Below are 18,855 nucleotides of genomic sequence, written 5' to 3' on the forward strand. Positions count from 1 at the left end.
CGCCCCCCGTCGTCGAACGTTTCCGTTCGCGCCGAGCGTGTCCGGTCTACCTGGCACAGGGTGCACGAACGGAAACGCTCGGCAGACGAGCGGACGACGAGTGGACACGGATGTCGCAGGCGAGTGCGAGGCTGGGGCGATGACCGACGCCACGACCGACACCCGTGCGGCCGCCCTCACCGCGCTGCGCGCACTCGTCGGGCGCGACGACGCCGAGTTCCACGACGGTCAGTTCGAGGCGATCTCGGCACTCGTCGACGAGCACCGTCGGGCACTCGTCGTGCAGCGCACCGGCTGGGGCAAGTCGGCGGTCTACTTCGTGGCAACGCTGCTGCTGCGCCGGGCGGGTGCCGGCCCGACGGTGCTGGTGTCGCCGCTCCTCGCCCTGATGCGCGACCAGGTCGCCGCGGCCGAGCGGGCCGGCGTGCGCGCCGTCTCGATCAACTCCACCAACCCGCACGAGTGGGCCGACGTGCTCGCCCGCCTCGACGCCGACGAAGTCGATGTGCTGCTCGTCTCGCCCGAGCGGCTCAACAATCCGTCGTTCCGCGAGCAGCAGCTACCGGCGCTCGTGCGCCGCATCGGGCTGCTCGTCGTCGACGAGGCGCACTGCATCAGCGACTGGGGGCACGACTTCCGGCCCGACTACCGCCGGCTGCGCGAGCTCATCGCGCAACTGCCGGCCGGCGTGCCCGTGCTCGCGACCACCGCGACGGCGAACAGCCGAGTCGTCACCGATGTCGCCGAGCAGTTGGGCGGCGCCGACGTACTCACCATCCGCGGCCCGCTGGCCCGCGCGTCGCTGCGGCTCGGGGTGCTGCAGCTGCCGAACTCGCCGAGTCGGCTCGCGTGGCTCATCAGCCACCTCGACGACCTGCCCGGGTCGGGCATCATCTACACGCTCACGGTCGCGGCGGCGATCGACACCGCGCGGGTGCTGCGCGAGCGCGGTCACGAGGTGCGCGCCTACACGGGTCAGACCGACTCCGACGAGCGCACCGAGTCCGAGGGCATGCTGAAGCGCAACGAGGTCAAGGCGCTCGTGGCGACGAGCGCGCTCGGCATGGGGTTCGACAAGCCCGACCTCGGGTTCGTGCTGCACCTCGGCGCGCCGTCCTCGCCGGTCGCGTACTACCAGCAGGTGGGTCGTGCCGGCCGGGCGACCGACAGCGCCGACGTGCTGCTGCTGCCGGGCGTCGAAGACCGCGACATCTGGCACTACTTCGCCACCGCGTCGATGCCCGACGAAGACCGCGCCGGCCGCGTGCTCGCCGCGCTCTCCGACCAACCCACCTCGACGGCCGCCCTCGAGGCGATGGTCGACCTTCGCCGCACTCCGCTCGAGTTGCTGTTGAAGGTGCTCGATGTCGACGGCGCCGTGCGTCGGGTGCAGGGCGGCTGGGTCTCGACCGGCGAGCCGTGGGTCTACGACGCCGAGCGCTACCGGCGCATCGCTGCCGAGCGCCTCGCCGAGCAGCAGCACATGCTCGATTACGAGACCACCGAGATGTGCCGCATGGAGTTCCTGCAGCGCTCCCTCGACGACGAGACGGCGGCGCCCTGCGGGCGCTGCGACAACTGCGCCGGCACCTGGTATCCCACCGGCATCGCCGACGACGCGACCCGCGCTGCCGCGTCGGCCCTCGATCGCGTCGGCGTGCCGATCGAGCCGCGCAAGATGTGGCCCACGGGCGCCGACCGCCTCGGCGTGCCGGTGAAGGGGCGCATCGCGCCGGGCCAGCAGGCCGCCGAGGGTCGGGCGCTCGCCCGGCTCACCGACCTCGGCTGGGGCGGCGCGCTGCGCGAGGTGTTCGCCGCCGGCACGCCCGACGCCCCGGTGCCGCCCCGGCTGCTCGACGCGTGCGTGCGGGTGCTCGCCGACTGGGGGTGGGCCGAACGACCGGTCGCGGTCGTCGCGATGCCGTCGACGTCGCACCCGCAGCTCGTCGACTCCCTCGCCTGCGGGCTCGCCGAGATCGGGCGGCTCCCGTACGTCGGCGCGCTCGCGCTCCGCGACGGCGGCCCGACCGGCCAACCCGGCGGCAACAGCGCCTACCGGCTCGCCGGCGTCTGGAATCGGTTCGACGCCGACGCACTCGACGTGCCATCCGGGCCTGTATTGCTCGTCGACGACGTCGCCGACAGCCGGTGGACGCTCACCGTCGCCGCCCGCGAGCTCCGCATCGCGGGCGCGACCGACGTGCTGCCGTTCGCGCTGGCGCTGCGCGGGTGAGGAGTACTCCATGACCCGCGCGACGGCCTGATGTCTTCCCGCGGTGCAGCAGGCGATTCGTTGGCGATCCGCGTCCACACCTCCGGCTAGGCTGCCCGCATGGACCGTGAGATCGGCTCGATCTGGGCGATACTGATCGCCCTCTCAGTCGCCATCTTCGCCGTGGTGCTCGCGATCGTGTTCGGCAGGCCCACCCTGTTGCTTCTCGTCGGCGTCGTCTCGGTGCCGATACTGGCATTCGACATCATCAGGCGCCGGGCTGCCCGCATGGACCGTGAGATCGGCTCGATCTGGGCGATACTGATCGCCCTCTCAGTCGCCATCTTCGCCGTGGTGCTCGCGATCGTGTTCGGCAGGCCCACCCTGTTGCTTCTCGTCGGCGTCGTCTCGGTGCCGATACTGGCATTCGACATCATCAGGCGCCGGGCTGCCCAGCGTTCGAGCAGTCGAGCAACAGCACCGAACTGACCGCGTGCGCGAGATCACGCCGCCACCCTACCGAGCGAGAAGAGTTCCGATGCCGAAGCATCCGCCCCTGCCCGTCCTCGCCGTCGCCGTCGCTGCGACGCTCCTGCTCAGCGGGTGCGTCACCGTCTCAACCGAGGGGGCGACTGCGACGTCGGTGCCCACCGCGACGCCGTCACCGAGTGTGCCAGACGACATGACGATGCGCGTCCCGCCCGCCGACTGGGAGTGCGGTCAGCTCAGTGCGCTGAGCGGCATCCTCTATCGCAGCGCGTGGGAGCACACCGAGGGGCTCATCGACGACGCCGAGTACGCGTCGCGCGTCGCCGCCGTGCAGGATGCGTGGGCGTATATGCCGCTCGGCAAGAGCGGCGTCACACCCGCCCTCCGCGAGGTGCAGCAGGCGGCACCCGATGGCCTCACCTACGACAACGTCGAGTACGCGCGCGCGATCGACGCGGCGAACGCCGCGTGCGACGCGGCCGGCTCGATCGTGGGCATCGGCGCACTTCCGGGCCAGGGCGGCTGAATGGATGCCACGGGCTGAGCCGCTGACCCGCGTCACACCGCCGCCGGCACCCGCTCCTTCGCCACGAGCGTCAGCACGTCGTACTGCGCCACGACCTCGTCGCGCTGGTTGCGCAGCACGGCGTCCCACCGCACCTCGCCGTACTCGTCGGTCTCGCGCGGCGTGATCTGCTTCGCGGTGAGTTCGACGCGGATCTCGTCGCCGGGCGATACCGGGGTCATGAACCGCAGGTTCTCGAGCCCCGAGTTCGCGAGCACCGGCCCGGGCGCCGGGTCGACGAACAGGCCCGCCGCCCACGACACGAGCAGGTACCCGTGCGCGACCCGGCCGGGGAAGAAGGGGTTCGCCGCTGCGGCCTCCTCGTCCATGTGGGCGTAGAACGTGTCGCCGGTGAACGCCGCGAACGTCTCGATGTCCTCGAGGGTCACCGTGCGTGCGTCCGACACCACCTGGTCGCCGATCGCGAGCTCGGCGAGGCTCTTGCGGAACGGGTGCTCATCGCCCGTGGTCGCATACGGCCGAGCGGATGCCCCGGGGTGCCAGATCCCCGTCAACGCCGTGAGCATCTCGGGCGACCCCTGCACCGCCGTGCGCTGCATATGGTGCAGCACCGCGCGGATGCCGCCGAGCTCCTCGCCGCCGCCGGCGCGGCCCGGCCCGCCGTGCACGAGCTGGGGCAGCGGCGACCCGTGCCCGGTCGACGACCGCGCGTCGTCGCGGTCGAGCAGCAGCACCCGGCCGTTGTACGCGGCGATGCGGGTCGTGAGCTCGGCGGCGACCGCCGGGTCATGGGTCGCGATGCTGGTCACGAGCGACCCGCCGCCGCGGGCGACGATGGCCGCGGCATCCGCGAGCGACTCGTACCCGATCACGCTCGACACCGGGCCGAACGCCTCGACCTCGTTCACCGCCTCGGTCGATGCGTCGTCGAACCGCAGCAGCACCGGCGCCACGAACGCGCCGTCGGGGTTCATGCCGCCAGGGGCATCCGTCGATCCGACGACGACCCGGCCGCCGGCGTCGACGAGCCGGCCGACCTGGCGCAGCACCTCGTCGCGCTGCTCGACGCTCGCGAGCGGACCCATCGTGGTCGCTTCGTCGCGCGGGTCGCCCACGACCGTGCGGGATGCGATGCGCTCGCGCACCGCATCGACCACGTCGTCGATCGAGCCCGAAGGCACGACCGCGCGCCGGATCGCGGTGCACTTCTGCCCGGCCTTCGTCGTCATCTCGACGACGAGCTGGCGCACGTAGGCGTCGAACTCGGGCGTGCCCGCGACCGCGTCGGGTCCGAGCACCGAGGCGTTGATCGAGTCGGTCTCGCTCGTGAACCGCACCCCGCCGGTCTGCACCGACTCGTGCGAGCGCAGGCGTTCGGCGGTCGACGCACTGCCGGTGAAGGCGACCAGGTCGCCGAGGCGCAGGTGGTCGAACAGGTCGGGCACGCTGCCCGACACGAGTTGCAGCGATCCATCGGGCAGGAGGCCCGACTCCACGAGGATCCGCACGAACGCTTCGGCGAGGTACCCGGTCGGTGTCGCGGGCTTCACCACCGACGGCACGCCCGCGAGGAACGCCGGTGCGAACTTCTCGAGCGACCCCCACACGGGGAAGTTGAACGCGTTGATCTGCACCGCCACGCCCGGAAGGCTGGTATAGATATGCCGCCCGAGGAATGAGCCGTCCTTCGAGAGCTGCTCGATCGGCCCGTCGACGTAGACCTTCGTGTTGGGCAGTTCGCGCCGGCCCTTCGACGAGTAGGAGAAGAGCACCCCGATGCCGCCGTCGATGTCGACCCACGAGTCCTGCTTCGTCGCGCCGGTACGCGCCGACAGTTCGTAGAGCTCGGCCTTGCGCTCGGTCAGCGCGAGAGCGAACTGCTTGAGCAGCACGGCCCGCTGGTGGAACGTCAGCTCGCGGAGCGAGGCCTGCCCGACCGTGCGGGCGTACTCCAGCGCGCCGGCCAGGTCGAGGCCAGCGGTCGACACGTGGGTCACGATCTCCCCGGTCGACGCGTCTCGCACCGCGGTCGGCGGCTGCTGCGTGGCATCCGTCGACGCGTCGGCGCCGGGCGTCCACCACTCGCCCTGAACGTAGCTGGGCAGCATCTCGGTCATCTCAGTCCTCGCAGTTCTTCTTCTCGTGCGCCCGCTGCGCGACCCGGTGGCCACGCGCACGCACGGCGGGCGACCCCACGCCCACGCGGTGCGCCACGTCGGCAGCCTCCGTGCCAGTCCGACTGGCGCAGAGCACGCGCGGGTGGCGCAGCGAGCAGGGCAGCAGCGGGCCGGTGCTCACGATTCGCCCCACACGTAGAAGCCCTCGCCGCTCTTGCGGCCGAGCTTGCCCTCGGCGACCATCCGCCGCAGCAGCGCGGGCGGCGCGAACCGTTCGCCGAGCTCGGCGTGCAGGTACTCGGCGATGCCGAGGCGCACGTCGAGGCCGACGAGGTCGGTGAGCTCGAGCGGCCCGACCGGATGCTTGTACCCGAGCGTCATCGCCGCGTCGATGTCGGCCGCCGTCGCGACGCCCTCCTCGAGCATGCGGATCGCCTCGAGCCCGATCGCGAGCCCCAGCCGCGAGCTCGCGAAACCCGGTGAGTCGGTTACGGAGACGGCCGCCTTGCCGATCGCGGCGACCCAGTCGCGCGCGGCCTCGGCGAGCCCGGGCTCCGTCGCGCCGCCGACCACGATCTCGACGAGCTTCGACGCCGGCACCGGGTTGAAGAAGTGCAGGCCGAGGAATCGTGTCGGCCGTTCGAGCGCCGCGGCGAGCGCGTCGATCGAGATGGACGACGTGTTCGACGCGAGCGCGGCGTCCGCATCGAGCACCGCCTCGACGCGTCGCAGCGCATCGAGCTTGAGGCCGAGATCTTCGGGCACCGCCTCGACGACGAGGCCTGCGTCGGCGAAGGCCGCGGCATCCGTGTCGGTGGCCAGCGCCGCGCTCAACTCGGCGAACGACCGGTCGCCCGCGGTGCCCCGCTCGACCGACTGCATGAGCGAGGCGCGCACCCGGTCGCCGGCCGCGGCGGCCGCGCCGGGGTCGCGTTCGACGACGGTGACCCGGCTGCCGGCGATCAGGAACGCGTGCGCGATGCCCGCCCCCATGCGTCCGCCGCCGAGCACGCCGACTACCGCCGGCGCCGCGCCCGACCGAGTCGGAGCACCACCCGCCGGCCGAGAACTCGAATCCTCGGGGCGCACACTCATCGCCGCGACCTCTTCTCCAGGAACTCCGTCATCCGCCGCTGCTTCTCCGGGCTCTCGAAGAGCTCGGCCTGCAGCTCGAGGTCGATTCGCGGGTGGGCGGCGCGCGGCGCGGCGAGCGCCCGCTTCATCGCGATGGTCGCGGCGCGATCGTTCGCGGCGATGCGGTCGGCGAGCGCATGAGAGGCGTCCATCAGACCGGATGCCTCGTGCAGCGCCGTGACGAGGCCGATCGCGAGCGCTTCATCGGCTCCGATGATGCGGCCCGTGAGCAGCAGCTCGGCCGCCCGCGCCTCGCCGACGATCTCGCGCAGCCGCCAGCTCGCCCCGGCCGCGGCGATGATGCCGAGGCCGGTCTCGGGGTTGCCCATCTTGAGCGCGGGCGTGCCGATGCGCAGGTCGGCGGCGTAGGCCAGCTCGGCTCCCCCGCCGAGCGCGTACCCGTCGATCGCGGCGATGACCGGCATCGGCAGCTCGTGGATCCGCACGAAGCAGTTGACGTTGATACCGGCGAGCGCGTCGGCGGCGCGACGTTCGCGCAGTTGCGCGATGTCGGCGCCCGATGCGAAGACGCCCCCCGCGCCCGTGAGGATGAGGGTGCGCGGCTCGGCCTCGAGCTCGGCGCAGAGCGTGTGCAGCGCGTCGATCGTGGCCTGGTCGATCGCGTTGCGCACCTCGGGGCGGTTCAGGGTCGCGACGACCCTATCGGCGTGCCGCTCGACGAGCAGCGGCGCGGCCGGAGCATCCGACCGTGACGCATCCGACACCGAAGCATCCGACCCGCTCACGCGCCCACCCCCTCGACGATGAGCGCCGTGCCCTGCCCGACGCCGACGCACATGGTCGCGAGCCCGTAGCGCGCGCCTTCGCGCTCCATGCGGCCGAGCAGCGTCACGACCAGGCGCGACCCGCTGGATCCGAGCGGATGCCCCAGGGCGATCGCTCCGCCGTCGGCATTCACGATCGACTCATCGAGGCCGAGCCGGCGCATCGACGCGATCGACTGGGTCGCGAACGCCTCATTGAGCTCGATGGCGCCGATCTGGTCGAGCGAGAGGCCCGAGCGCTCCAGCGCCTTGCGCGTCGCTGGCACGGGCCCGAGGCCCATGATCGACGGTTCGAGCGCGGCGGCGGCCCCGACCACGATGCGGGCGCGCGGGGTGAGTCCGTATTTCTCCACGGCGGCGGCGCTGGCGACGACGATCGCCGAGGCGCCGTCGTTCAGCGACGACGAGTTGCCGGCGGTGACGACCGATCCGCCGGCGACGACGGGCCGCAGCCCGGCGAGCGCTTCGGCCGACGTGTCGCGGCGCGGCCCTTCGTCGACGAGCACCTCGCCGCCGCGGGCGGTCGGCACGCCGATGATCTCGGGCGCGAACCGCCCGGCGTCGATCGCGGCGACGGCCCGCTGCTGCGAGCGCAGCGCGAACGCGTCGGCGTCGTCGCGGGTGATGCCGTCGATGCGGGCGACCTCTTCGGCGGTCTCGGGCATCGAGAACGTGGCCTTGTCGCGCGCGGCGAGCCGCGGGTTGGTGAACCGCCAGCCGATCGAGGTGTCGAACGCCTCGCCGGGCTTCGCCCACGGCTTCTCGGGCTTCTGCTGCACCCACGGCGCGCGGGTCATCGATTCGACGCCGCCGGCGACGATGAGGTCGGCGTCGCCCGCGCGGATCGCCTGCGACGCCATGATGATGGCCGACATGCCCGACGCGCAGAGCCGGTTCACGGTGATGCCGGGCACGGTGTCGGGCAGCCCGGCGAGCAGCACGGACATGCGGGCGACGTTGCGGTTGTCCTCGCCGGCCTGGTTCGCGGCGCCGAGGATGACTTCGTCGATTGCGCCGGCTTCGAGCACGTCGGCGCCGAGTCCGGCGCGTGCGACCGCTTCGCCGACGACGAGCGCGGCGAGGTCGTCGGGCCGCACGGATGCCAGGGCTCCCCCGTAGCGGCCGACCGGCGTGCGCACGCCGCCCACGAGATAGGCCTCGGGCATCCGTTCTCCTGACTCCGTCGTCGTGGTGCGGTGCACTGAATTAGTGACCGACCGTTCAGGAAGTAATTATGGGCGTTCGGATGCCCCGCTGCAAGCCGCGCCGCACCGCACGCTCGTCGACGCCGTCACACGCGCACGAGGCATCCGGTCGAAGTTCCTGAACCGCGGGCACGGCCCAGTCGTGAGGTAAGAGCGGGAGCACCGGGTTTCAGGCGGCCCCTTCCCCTTGGGGTACGCGCCAAGCAGAGCACGGCTGGTCCCACCCGCCGCCGGCCCCGGTTCGATCACGCCGGCGCGGCGCCGGCCGCCGCGCCACCGGCCGCCGCGCCGCCGCGCACGTCCTCGGGCGGCGTGAGCGTATGCGAAGTGGATGCCGCGGCCGCCGCGTACTCGAATTCCCCGGGCTTGCGCGGCGTCACGTGGCGCGCGACGAGGAGCGCGAGCGCGATGCCGAGCACGCACCAGATGCCCATCGCGATCGACGACCACGAGAACGCCGCGGCGAGCGCCTCGCCCTGGTCGGCTCCCCCGGCGAGGCGGTTCGCCGTGACCGACCCGTACACCGACGCGACGATCGCGGTCATCACGGCCGAGCCGACGTACCGCGCCATGTTCGAGATACCCGATGCTGCGCCGACCTCGCGCGGCTCGACGCACGACGTCGAGATCGACGAGCAGGGGCCGTTCTGCAGGCTCATGCCGACCGCGACGGCGATGAGGGGCAGCACGAACAGCGCGTACGACCACGACGCCTGCACGAACGCGAGCGCGACGAACGCGAGCGTCATGATGACGAAGCCGAGCGCGATCGTGGTGCGGGCGCCGATGCGCGACACGATCGGCGTAATGAGCGGCGAGAGCACCACCGCGGCCGCCGCGACCGGCAGCGTCGCGAGGCCCGCCTGGAAGGCGTCCATGCCGAGCGCCGCAGGGTCCTGGAAGTACAGGCTGACGACGAACATGATCGCGTTCACGGTGCCCGACCCGAGCAGGATCGACAGCGTCGCGCCGACCAGGATCTTGTTTCGCAGCAGCGCGAGGTCGAGCAGCGGCGCCTTCACCCGCTGCTCGACGAGCACGAACGCGATGGCCGCGCCGATCGTGATGGCGAAGCATCCGAGGGTCGGCAGCGAGGCCCAGCCCCACGCGCTGCCGTTGGTGAGCGCGAAGATGAGCGGCGCGAGGATCGCGGCGATGAGCACGGTGCCCCACCAGTCGATCGACTTCGGCCGGGTCGGGTCGTTCGACTCGGCGACGGCGATCAGCGCCACCGGAATGCACGCCGCGGCGATGGCGGCGTCGATCCAGAACAGGCCCTGCCACCCGAGCGTCGAGGCGAGCAGCCCGCCGACGAGCGGACCGGCGGCCGCTCCGACCGCGGATGCCGCGCCCCAGAGCGTGACCGCGCGCAACTGCGCCTTGCCGGTGTTCGCCGCCGACAGCAGGCTCATGCCGCACGCGAGGATCGTCGCGCCCGACGCACCCTGGATGCACCGGCCGAGGATGACCCCGATGCCCTCCTGCGAGAGCGCGATGAGCACGCACGAGGCGATGAACAGCAGCAGGCCGCCGAGGAAGATCTTGCGCCGCCCGAACACGTCGCCGAGTGCGCCCGACGTCACGATGACGGCAGCGCCGACCAGGTTGTATCCGGTCACCGCCCACTGCAGCGTGTCGGTCGAGGTGCCCGTGTCGGCCGAGATCGCCGGGATCAGAATCGCCACCGCCGAGGTGTTGGCGTTCACGACGAGCGCCGAGACGCACGTCGCGATGAGTGCGCCGAGCGCGAATCGCTTCGCCGTCGCCGCAGCCGCGCCGGTATCGGAATCGATCCCCGTGTCCCCCACGGGCCATTCCTACCACCGGCGGCCACGGCGGGCCAGCATCCATCCGGGCGCGCACTGATGGCGCCGGCCCGCAGACAGGAGCACAATTCGCTCAGGGGCGTCGTTCCGGTCTGGAGGTGGGAGCGCCATGGCAGAGTTGCTGGCTTTCCGCGATGAGCACGATGACAGCGTCATCCTCGTCGAGACGTCGTCCGCCGGCGCGGCCGGCGGCGACGAGGGCATGGTCACGCGCGGCCGCCGATCCGAGCCCATGATCGTGGAGGCGGGTCGCAGCCTCGACGAGATCATGGGCCGCCTCGGCCCGGTGGTCCGCAGCGTGGTCGCCCAGTTGCGCGAGGCGGCCGACTTCCCCGACGAGATCGGCGTCGAGTTCGCGGTCAAGATCTCGGCCGACTCGAACCTGGTGATCGCGCGGGCCGGCGGCGAAGCGAACTTCCGCGTCTCGGTGCGCTGGCTCGGTCGGGGAGCGAGCGACGGCCGGCCAGCACCCGAGGTCTCGGCGTGAGTCGTGGGGCAACGCCATGAAACCTGACGAGTACGACGACCTGCACGTACGGTTCGAGCGCGATGCGGATGGCGCGTACCGAACCCTGATCACGGCACCTGACGGGCGCACGACCCGCGGTATCTTCCGCTGTCCCGTTTCCGATGAGCAGCTCGACGACTTCGTGCGCACCGTCGGCCTGGTGCGCCGACGCGCGAGCGTCGATCGGGCGCGGGCGATCAAGGCGTTCGGCGGCTCGCTGTTCGACGCGCTGTTCGTCGAGCAGGCCGGCAACGCGTACGTCGCCGCGAAGGCGGCCGCCGATCACAGCCAACGGGGGTTGCGCATCTCGCTCCAGTTCTCGGGGGCACCCGAGCTGCTCAGACTGCCGTGGGAGTTCCTCTACAGCCGCCCGAGGTTCATCTCGCAGTCGGTGAGCACGCCGATCGTGCGCGCGCTCGACGTCGATGCCGCCCGCCGCACGCAACCGATCGAGCTGCCGCTGCGCGTGCTCGGCATCGTGAGCCGCGCGACCGGCGAGGTCGACCTCGATGTCGACGACGAGCGCCGCAAGCTCGAAGCCGCACTCGAACCGCTGCAGCGCGACGGGCTCGTCGAGCTCGAGTGGCTCGAACGCGCGACCCTTCGCGACCTGGCCCGGCGCATCAGCGAGCCCGACGACATCCATGTCATCCACTACATCGGCCACGGCGCGTACGACGAAGACACCGAATCGGGCATCCTCGTGCTCGAGCGTGCCGACGGGCGGCCCGACGACGTCTCGGGCGAACAGCTCGGCGCGATGCTGCAAGACGAGCACAGCCTGCGACTGGTGGTGCTGAACACGTGCGAGGGCGCGCGAACCTCGCACGTCGACCCGTTCTCGGGGGTGGCGACGAGCCTGATCGAGTTCGACGTTCCCGCCGTCATCGGCATGCAGTTCGAGATCACCGATGACGCCGCCATCGCCTTCAGCGAGACGCTGTACCGGGGGCTCTCGCATGGCATGGCCATCGACGCGGCGATCGCGCCCGCGCGGCGGGCCATCATGGCCGTGCGCGACGCGGAGTTCGGAACCCCGGTGCTGTTCCTGCGCAACGGCGCGGCGCGGCTCTTCGACATCCTCGCCTCCTCGCGCGCGGCGACGCGCGCGGTTCCGGGAGCAGCGCCAGAGGATGTCGCGTCCGCCGAGCCCGTTGCGGATGCCACGCCCGCCGAGCCCGTCGAGATGGTGGACCCGCCCGCTCGGACCGACCACCCCGCCGCCGAACTCCAGCTCGCGACCGCGGCGGACGTCGCACCCGTCGCGCCGGTCGATTGGCGGGCCACGATCACCCGCACCGTCGAGGGCAAGCAGCGGGTGATCCGAGTCGACCTGCAACTCGGCCAGCCGCACGTCATCACGATCGCGGACACCACCTTCACGGGTGTGCTGACCGTCGACGGCCGCTCGCTGTCCACGTTCTCGCCACCCGATCGCTTCCAGCTGTCGGAGGCCCTCGACACGAAGGACTGCGTGCTCGCCACCAAGGTGTTCACGATCGGCGGCGCATGGACTCGCTACGTGACGTTGTTCCGCGTCGACGGCGTCGACATCCCGGTGACCGACGACCTGTTCCCCGCGAGCGAATGGACGGCGAGCGCCGAGTACGCCCTGCTCGGTGACGGCAACGGGCGAACCGTGCTCCGTGTCACGCTCGACGAGCCCCACGAGATCGTCTGCCAGGTCGGCTCGTTCAGCAGCACCATCGAGATCGACGGGGGTCAGACGATCAGCAATCCGTTCTCGAACAACGTGCCGCTCACCCTGCTCGACGGAGGCACCGAGCGCGCCTGCCGGCTCCTCATGAGCCAGGGGATGCCGACCTGGCCGAAGGAGGTGGCCCGGGTGGTCGCGTTCTGGGCCGACCAGCGGGGCATCCATGTCGACCACGGCCCCCTGCCGCCGGTGGAGTAGGGGCCGCCCCTGCACCCGGCGCGGCCCCGGCCCCGGCCCCGGCCCCGAGGCATCCGGAACTCCGATCGCGACGCGCCTGCCGCGAAAACAGGACGAGCCGAGTCATGCCCACCGCACAGCCCGCATCACGCAGCTCATCCTGTTTTCTCGAGCGCCCTGCGGGCGCCTCGAAGGTCGCTGCACGCGGGTACGCTGAATACACGTGACGGAAACTCAGCCGGCGACCACCGGCACCCTCCCGCGCGTCGTGATCGTCGGCGGCGGCTTCGCCGGCGTCAACGCCGCGCAGGCCCTGGCCGATGCCCCGGTACGCGTGACGCTCATCGACCGCCGGGTGTACAACACCTTCCAGCCGCTGCTCTACCAGGTCGCCACCGGCGGCCTGAACCCGGGCGACGTGACGCACTTCCTGCGCAGCCTGCGGATGCGCCAGCGCAATCTCGAGGTCGTGCACGAGCACCTCATGGAGATCGACCCCGACGCGAAGACGGTTCGTCTGCTCGACGGTCAGACCCTCGACTACGACTTCCTGGTGCTGGCGAACGGGGTCACGACGACCTATTTCGGCACCCCCGGCGCGAAGGAGCACGCGTTCGCGGTGTACTCGAGGTCGCAGGCGATCCGCATCCGCGACACGCTGTTCACCCGCCTCGAGAAGGCGACCCAGACCCCCGACCGCACCGACGGGTTGCGCGTCGTGGTCGTCGGCGGCGGGCCGACCGGCGTCGAGATGGCCGGCGCCCTGGCCGAGCTGCGCGATCAGGGGCTCCGGCCGGCGTATCCCGAGCTCGACGGCGACGCGTTCCGCATCACGATCGTGCAGCGCAGCCCCGAGTTGCTGAAGCCGTTCGTCCCGTCGTTGCGCACGTACGCGGCGAAGCAGCTCACCCACCGCAATGTCGAGCTCTGCTTCGGCGCCGGCGTCTCGGAGGTGCACGCCGATTCCGTCACGCTCACCGACGGGCGCACCATCCCCTCGGATATGACCATCTGGGCGACCGGGGTCGCACCGCATGAAGAGGTGCGGTACTGGAGCCTTCCGCTCGACGAGTACGACCGCATCAAGGTGGGCGCCGACCTGCAGGTCGAGGGCCTGCCGGGCGTGTTCGCGGCGGGCGACATCGCGATCGCGCCGCAGGATCTGCCGCAGCTCGCCCAGCCCGCCATCCAGGGCGGTCGGCACGTGGGCCGTCAGATCCGGCACCTGCTCGACGGGCGGCCGACCGAGCCGTTCGAGTACTACGACAAGGGTCAGCTCGCGATCATCGGCCGCCGCTCGGCGGTCGGCGAGTTGCCCGGCATCGCGAACCTGCCGGGTCTGCACGCGATCCGGTTCCTGCAGAAGGTGCCGGGTTTCCGCCGCACGATCGCGCTGACCGCGTACCCGGCGTGGTGGGTGTGGCTGTTCGTGCACATCCAGAGCCTGCTCGGCGCCCGCAACCGGCTCACGACGATGGTGGGGCTCTGGGCGCGCTACGGGTTCCACTACCGCAAGCCGGTGCCGATCGTCGGCGATGTGCCGGCGATCCGCCCGTCCAAGGCGCAGCGGCTGCGCTTCACGCCCGAGCAGCAACGGGCGGCCGACGAGGCGATCGAGTCCGACCGCGCCGACGAGGTCATCACGATCGCCACGCCGGCGCGGTCGAACCGCGACGACCGCACCGAGGACGACCGGACCGAGAAGGATGCCTCGGGCGAGTCCCGACCGGCGCGATAGACCGTCCGAGGGTGTCGGTAGCGTCATCGGATGCGACTCACCCTGGTGCCGTGGAGTGCCGACGACCTTCCTCTGCTGGTGCGGGCCAACGCGCCCGAGATGACCCGGTTCATCGGCGGCCCCGAGACATCCGAGCAGCTGAGCGAACGCAACGAGCGCTACCTGCGGCTCAACGAGACGGGCGAGGCGCACATGTTCCGCGTCGACGCCGACGGCGTGCCTGCGGGCAGCATCGGCTGGTGGCGGGTCGAGCACGATGGCGAGCCCGCCTACGAGACCGGATGGTTCGTCCTCCCCGAGTGGCAGGGCCATGGCGTCGCACGCGCCGCGCTGCGAGAGGTCGTCCGCCGCGTCGCCGAGGTCGGCGACCGCCGGTGGCTCGTCGCCTATCCCGGCGTAGACAACCCGGCGTCGAACGCGCTCTGCCGCTCGGCCGGCTTCGAGCACGTCGGCGGGGGAACCATGCCGTGGCGCGGCGGTGAGCTCGCGTTCAATACCTGGGCACTGGATGTCTCCGCGCGTCTGCCGTCGGTCACGCCGCCGCCCGCTCACCCGTGAGGCCGGGCTCGGCCGGTGCCATGGGCGCCGGTCGCGGAGGCGCCGACGACGAACGGCCCGGTCCATTGGACCGGGCCGTTCATACGTGGTGCTGTGCGCAAGGGGGGAGTTGAACCCCCACGCCCTCACGGGCACACGGACCTGAACCGTGCGCGTCTGCCTATTCCGCCACTTGCGCATGCTGATCCGCAGTGGAGTGCGAACCAGCCGGATGAGCCTAACATCTCGTCGACCCGATCGCCATTCGGGGCCGGCGGCGGCGGCCCGGGGCATCCGTGCCGAACGTAGGAGTGCTACAGCGACACGGCGCCGCCGCACGTTTCCGCCCGGCGTGGCGGCGCGCAACTCCTACGCCGCGCACACGACGAACCTACGACGCGGCGCACACGGGCGCCGGCGCCGTGCCGACACAGCCCGCACCCAGCACTCACCCTCGCAGCATCCAGCCGTGGGCCCTAGCATCGAAGAAGCGGGCACGACCCGCGAGCGAGCACCGTGGCCGACGCGAGACACACGAACCCACCCTCAACCGCGACGAAAGGATCGCTCGTGCCCGACACCCCGAGCACTTCCGCCACGATCGCCGCCGTCCGCGGCTGGCTGTTCGACCTCGACGGCGTGCTCACGCCGACCGCGACCGTGCACATGCACGCGTGGGCGCGGCTCTTCACGCCGTACCTCGAGCAGCACGGCGCGGCCCCGTACACCGACGCCGACTACTTCGCGTACATCGACGGTAAGCCGCGCTACGACGGAGTGAGGTCGCTGCTCGAGAGTCGCGACATCCACCTGCCCGAGGGCGAGGTGACCGACGCGCCGAACCAGCCGTCGGGCGACGAGACGGTGCGCGGCCTCGGCAACCGCAAGAACGCGGCGTTCAACGAGACGCTCGCCGAGGAGGGCGTCGCGGCGTATCCGGCGAGCGTCGCGTTCCTCGATGCGGTGCAGCAGCACGGATGCCTCGTGGCGGTCGTGTCGAGCTCCAAGAACGCGCCGTCCGTGCTCGCGGCCGCGGGCCTGGCCGATCGGTTCGAGGTCGTCGTCGACGGCGCGGTCGCCGCGCGCGAGGGCCTTCCGGGCAAGCCCGCTCCCGACACGTTCCTGCGTGCCGCCGAGCAACTGGGCCTCGAACCGGGCGAATGCGCCGTCGTCGAAGACGCCGAGTCGGGTGTCAGGGCGGGCGCCGCCGGCGGGTTCGCGCACGTCGTCGGCGTCGACCGCGGCGTCGGCCGCGGCACGCTCGAGCGGCTCGGCGCCGACATCGTCGTCGACGAGCTCGACGAGCTGATCCCCCTCCTCACCACGACCCGAGAGAGCACCGCATGAGGTTCGCCGACATCGACCCGCTGAACCGCACGCGGTTCCCGATCGACGAGTGGGCGCTCGTCGAGACCGAGTTCGGGCAGGACGACCAGGGCCGCACCGAGACGCTGTTCGCCGTGGGCAACGGCTACCTCGGCCTGCGCGGCAACATCGAAGAGGGCCGCGACGGCTACTCGCACGGCACGTTCGTGAACGGCTTCCACGAGACGTGGACGATCCGTCACGCCGAGGAGGCGTTCGGGTTCGCTCGCGTCGGGCAGACGATCGTGAACGCGCCCGACGCGAAGATCATCCGGCTCTACGTCGACGACGAGCCGCTCGTGATCACCGAGGCCGAGATCCTCGACTACGAGCGGCGGCTCGATTTCCGCCAGGGGCTGCTGCGGCGGTCGCTCGTGTGGCGCACGCCGTCGGGCAAGCACGTGCGCATCACCAGCCGTCGGCTCACGAGCTTCACCGACCGCCACCTCGCCCTCATGGACTACGAGGTCGAGCTGCTCGACGCCGACGCCGCGGTGACGATCACGAGCCACATCCTGAATCGTCAAGACGGTCGCGACGAGTACCGCTCGGGGGTGACCGAGCTGCCGGGCGCCTTCGATCCGCGCAAGGCCGAGGCGTTCACCGAGCGGGTGCTGCAGCCGCGTGTGCAGCAGCACCAGGGCAGCCGGCACCTGCTCGGCTACCAGACCACGAATTCGGGCATGACGCTCGCGGTGGCAGCCGAGCTGTCGATCTCGACCGTCGACGATTTCTCCGAGTCGGGCACCATCGGCGACGACCTCGCCAAGTACGTGTACCGCGTGCAGGCGCGCCGCGGCAATCGGATCCGCGTGACCAAGGCGGTGAGCTACCACAGCGCCCGCAAGGTGCCGGCGCGCGAGCTCGCCGACCGCTGCAACCGCACGCTCGACCGTGCGGCCCAACTCGGCGTCGACCAGATCCTGGCCGATCAGCGCGACTGGCTCGACGACTTCTGGGCCCGCTCCGACATCGAGCTGCCGGGTCAGCCGAACATCCAGCAGGCGATCCGGTGGAACCTGTTCCAGCTGGCCCAGGCGACGGCTCGCACCGACGGCGGCGGAGTCGCCGCGAAGGGGGTCAGCGGTTCGGGCTACAGCGGCCACTACTTCTGGGACTCCGAGATCTACGTGCTGCCGTTCCTCACGTACACGGCGCCGACGGTGGCCCGCAACGCGCTGCGGTTCCGCCAGCGCATGCTCGACGCGGCGCGCGCCCGCGCCCAGGAGCTGAACCAGGTCGGCGCGCTGTTCCCGTGGCGCACGATCAACGGCCTCGAGTCGAGCGCGTACTACGCGGCCGGCACGGCGCAGTACCACATCGACGCCGACATCTCCTATGCCCTGGTGCAGTACGTGCAGGCGACGGGCGACGAGGAGTTCCTCGCGCGCGGTGCGATCGACATCCTCGTCGAGACCGCGCGAATGTGGGAAGACCTGGGGTTCTGGCGCTCGAACGCCGACGACGTGTTCCACATCCACGGGGTCACGGGCCCCGACGAGTACACGACCGTCGTCAACGACAACCTCTACACGAACGTGATGGCCCGGGCGAACCTCGAGCAGGCGGCGGCCGCGGTCGATCACCTGCAGGTGCAGCATCCGATCGAGCACCGCCGGCTCATCGAGCGGCTCGGCGTCACGCCGGCCGAGGTCGCAGGCTGGCGCCGCGCCGCGGCCCACATGCACATCCCGTACGACGAGCGACTGGGCGTGCACCCCCAAGACAGCGCCTTCCTCGAGAAAGAGCTCTGGGATCTCGAGCACACGCCCGAGAACCGGCGCCCGCTGCTGCTGCACTACCATCCCCTGGTCATCTACCGGTTCCAGGTGCTGAAGCAGGCCGACGTGGTGCTCGCGCTCTACCTGCAGGGCCACCGGTTCTCGACCGAGCAGAAGCTCGCCGACTTCGAGTACTACGACCCGCTGACCACGGGCGACTCGACGCTGTCGGCGGTGGTGCAGTCGATCATCGCAGCCGAGGTGGGGTATCACGAGCTCGCGCTGCGCTATTTCCGCTCGGCGCTCTACGTCGACCTCGCCGACCTGCACCACAACGCGGCCGACGGCGTGCACGTCGCGTCCACGGGCGGGGTGTGGGGATGCCTCGTGTCGGGGTTCGGCGGATTCCGCGACCACAACGGGCGGTTCACGTTCGATCCGCGCCTGCCCGACGGGTGGGAGCGGTTGACGTTCCGGGTGACGTTGAAGGGCACGCGCGTGCGGGTCGACCTGGTCACGAACGAGATCACGTTCACGGTCGAGGACGGCGACGAGGCATCCCTCTCGGTGCGCGGTCAGGAGGTCCGGGTGACGCAGGATGCCCCGGTCACGGTGCCGCTCGACGGTCAGGGGCCGCGCATCATCGGCGCGCCGGCGATGCGCGATGTCACGGGCGCCCGCCGCGCCGACGGCTCGCTGCTGACGGCCTCGATCCCGACCATCTCGCTCGACACCGATGATCAGGAGCCCTCACTGGCGATCGACTGATCCACGTCGTTTCCAGCGGTGCGCGCTAGC

Annotated in this window: 14 protein-coding genes and 1 tRNA gene; 9 read left to right on the forward strand and 6 right to left on the reverse strand. The window is 71.3% G+C overall.

Going from position 1 to position 18,855, the window contains the following annotated elements:
• The first annotated feature begins 139 nt into the window (after positions 1 to 139).
• The 3 genes from FLP10_RS08665 to FLP10_RS08675 all read left to right on the forward strand — a co-directional run bounded on the left by FLP10_RS08665 (position 140) and on the right by FLP10_RS08675 (position 3,227).
• Positions 140 to 2,233, forward strand: coding sequence for a RecQ family ATP-dependent DNA helicase (locus tag FLP10_RS08665; RefSeq protein ID WP_149160502.1), 2,094 nt, complete (start codon positions 140 to 142; stop codon positions 2,231 to 2,233).
• 99 nt (positions 2,234 to 2,332) lie between these two features.
• The gene (locus tag FLP10_RS08670) at positions 2,333 to 2,701 is read left to right on the forward strand and encodes a hypothetical protein (protein ID WP_149160503.1); all 369 of its coding nucleotides are present in this window, start codon (positions 2,333 to 2,335) and stop codon (positions 2,699 to 2,701) included.
• Between the two features lie 49 nt (positions 2,702 to 2,750).
• Complete coding sequence (locus tag FLP10_RS08675) at positions 2,751 to 3,227, forward strand: hypothetical protein (protein WP_149160504.1); 477 nt, start codon at positions 2,751 to 2,753, stop codon at positions 3,225 to 3,227.
• 32 nt (positions 3,228 to 3,259) lie between these two features.
• On the opposite strand, the gene paaZ is transcribed toward FLP10_RS08675, so the two are convergent.
• The 5 genes from paaZ to FLP10_RS08700 form a co-directional block, all read right to left on the reverse strand.
• Entirely contained in the window at positions 3,260 to 5,344 is a 2,085-nt protein-coding gene (gene paaZ, locus FLP10_RS08680) for a phenylacetic acid degradation bifunctional protein PaaZ (RefSeq protein ID WP_149160505.1), read from the reverse strand.
• Positions 5,345 to 5,521: 177 nt separating this feature from the next.
• The gene (locus FLP10_RS08685) at positions 5,522 to 6,439 is read right to left on the reverse strand and encodes a 3-hydroxyacyl-CoA dehydrogenase family protein (protein WP_149160506.1); all 918 of its coding nucleotides are present in this window, start codon (positions 6,437 to 6,439) and stop codon (positions 5,522 to 5,524) included.
• Positions 6,436 to 7,224 carry an enoyl-CoA hydratase/isomerase family protein gene (locus tag FLP10_RS08690; RefSeq protein ID WP_425457638.1) on the reverse strand — a complete coding sequence of 263 codons (789 nt, stop codon included), beginning with the start codon at positions 7,222 to 7,224 and terminating at the stop codon, positions 6,436 to 6,438. The genes FLP10_RS08685 and FLP10_RS08690 overlap by 4 nt, the downstream gene beginning before the upstream one ends.
• Positions 7,221 to 8,429, reverse strand: coding sequence for an acetyl-CoA C-acyltransferase (locus FLP10_RS08695; protein ID WP_149160507.1), 1,209 nt, complete (start codon positions 8,427 to 8,429; stop codon positions 7,221 to 7,223). The genes FLP10_RS08690 and FLP10_RS08695 overlap by 4 nt, the downstream gene beginning before the upstream one ends.
• A gap of 284 nt (positions 8,430 to 8,713) precedes the next feature.
• The gene (locus FLP10_RS08700) at positions 8,714 to 10,276 is read right to left on the reverse strand and encodes an MFS transporter (protein ID WP_246149963.1); all 1,563 of its coding nucleotides are present in this window, start codon (positions 10,274 to 10,276) and stop codon (positions 8,714 to 8,716) included.
• A gap of 127 nt (positions 10,277 to 10,403) precedes the next feature.
• Between FLP10_RS08700 and FLP10_RS08705 the strand changes: the two genes are divergently transcribed.
• From FLP10_RS08705 to FLP10_RS08720, 4 genes are all read left to right on the forward strand, one after another.
• Entirely contained in the window at positions 10,404 to 10,781 is a 378-nt protein-coding gene (locus FLP10_RS08705) for a CU044_2847 family protein (RefSeq protein WP_149160508.1), read from the forward strand.
• A 16-nt stretch (positions 10,782 to 10,797) separates the two neighbouring features.
• A complete protein-coding gene (locus FLP10_RS08710) occupies positions 10,798 to 12,717 on the forward strand; it encodes a CHAT domain-containing protein (protein WP_149160509.1) in 1,920 nt (639 codons plus the stop codon).
• Positions 12,718 to 12,919: 202 nt separating this feature from the next.
• Positions 12,920 to 14,434: an NAD(P)/FAD-dependent oxidoreductase gene (locus FLP10_RS08715; RefSeq protein WP_149160510.1), complete on the forward strand. Its 1,515-nt coding sequence runs from the start codon at positions 12,920 to 12,922 to the stop codon at positions 14,432 to 14,434.
• A gap of 30 nt (positions 14,435 to 14,464) precedes the next feature.
• Positions 14,465 to 14,992, forward strand: a complete 528-nt coding sequence (locus FLP10_RS08720; protein WP_149160511.1) for a GNAT family N-acetyltransferase — start codon at positions 14,465 to 14,467, stop codon at positions 14,990 to 14,992.
• 94 nt (positions 14,993 to 15,086) lie between these two features.
• On the opposite strand, the gene FLP10_RS08725 is transcribed toward FLP10_RS08720, so the two are convergent.
• Positions 15,087 to 15,170 (reverse strand) — tRNA-Leu (locus FLP10_RS08725).
• A 371-nt stretch (positions 15,171 to 15,541) separates the two neighbouring features.
• Here FLP10_RS08725 and FLP10_RS08730 point away from each other — a divergent pair.
• Both FLP10_RS08730 and FLP10_RS08735 read left to right on the forward strand, forming a co-directional pair.
• On the forward strand, positions 15,542 to 16,318 hold the full coding sequence (locus FLP10_RS08730) for an HAD family hydrolase (RefSeq protein WP_281286408.1): 777 nt from the start codon (positions 15,542 to 15,544) through the stop codon (positions 16,316 to 16,318).
• Positions 16,315 to 18,825 (forward strand): glycoside hydrolase family 65 protein, encoded by a 2,511-nt coding sequence (locus tag FLP10_RS08735; protein ID WP_149160512.1) that lies wholly within the window; start codon positions 16,315 to 16,317, stop codon positions 18,823 to 18,825. Before FLP10_RS08730 ends, FLP10_RS08735 begins: the two co-directional genes overlap by 4 nt.
• Positions 18,826 to 18,855 lie beyond the last annotated feature (30 nt).

It is taken from the genome of Agromyces intestinalis, assembly GCF_008365295.1.
Taxonomy (GTDB): Bacteria; Actinomycetota; Actinomycetes; order Actinomycetales; family Microbacteriaceae; genus Agromyces; species Agromyces intestinalis.

Bases quoted from the DNA above. Each gene is read 5' to 3' on its own strand.
- FLP10_RS08685 (WP_149160506.1), bottom strand. From the start codon at position 6,439: ATGAGTGTGCGCCCCGAGGATTCGAGTTCTCGGCCGGCGGGTGGTGCT.
- FLP10_RS08675 (WP_149160504.1), top strand. From the start codon at position 2,751: ATGCCGAAGCATCCGCCCCTGCCCGTCCTCGCCGTCGCCGTCGCTGCG.
- FLP10_RS08665 (WP_149160502.1), top strand. From the start codon at position 140: ATGACCGACGCCACGACCGACACCCGTGCGGCCGCCCTCACCGCGCTG.
- FLP10_RS08710 (WP_149160509.1), top strand. From the start codon at position 10,798: ATGAAACCTGACGAGTACGACGACCTGCACGTACGGTTCGAGCGCGAT.
- FLP10_RS08670 (WP_149160503.1), top strand. From the start codon at position 2,333: ATGGACCGTGAGATCGGCTCGATCTGGGCGATACTGATCGCCCTCTCA.
- paaZ (WP_149160505.1), bottom strand. From the start codon at position 5,344: ATGACCGAGATGCTGCCCAGCTACGTTCAGGGCGAGTGGTGGACGCCC.
- FLP10_RS08695 (WP_149160507.1), bottom strand. From the start codon at position 8,429: ATGCCCGAGGCCTATCTCGTGGGCGGCGTGCGCACGCCGGTCGGCCGC.
- FLP10_RS08705 (WP_149160508.1), top strand. From the start codon at position 10,404: ATGGCAGAGTTGCTGGCTTTCCGCGATGAGCACGATGACAGCGTCATC.
- FLP10_RS08735 (WP_149160512.1), top strand. From the start codon at position 16,315: ATGAGGTTCGCCGACATCGACCCGCTGAACCGCACGCGGTTCCCGATC.
- FLP10_RS08720 (WP_149160511.1), top strand. From the start codon at position 14,465: ATGCGACTCACCCTGGTGCCGTGGAGTGCCGACGACCTTCCTCTGCTG.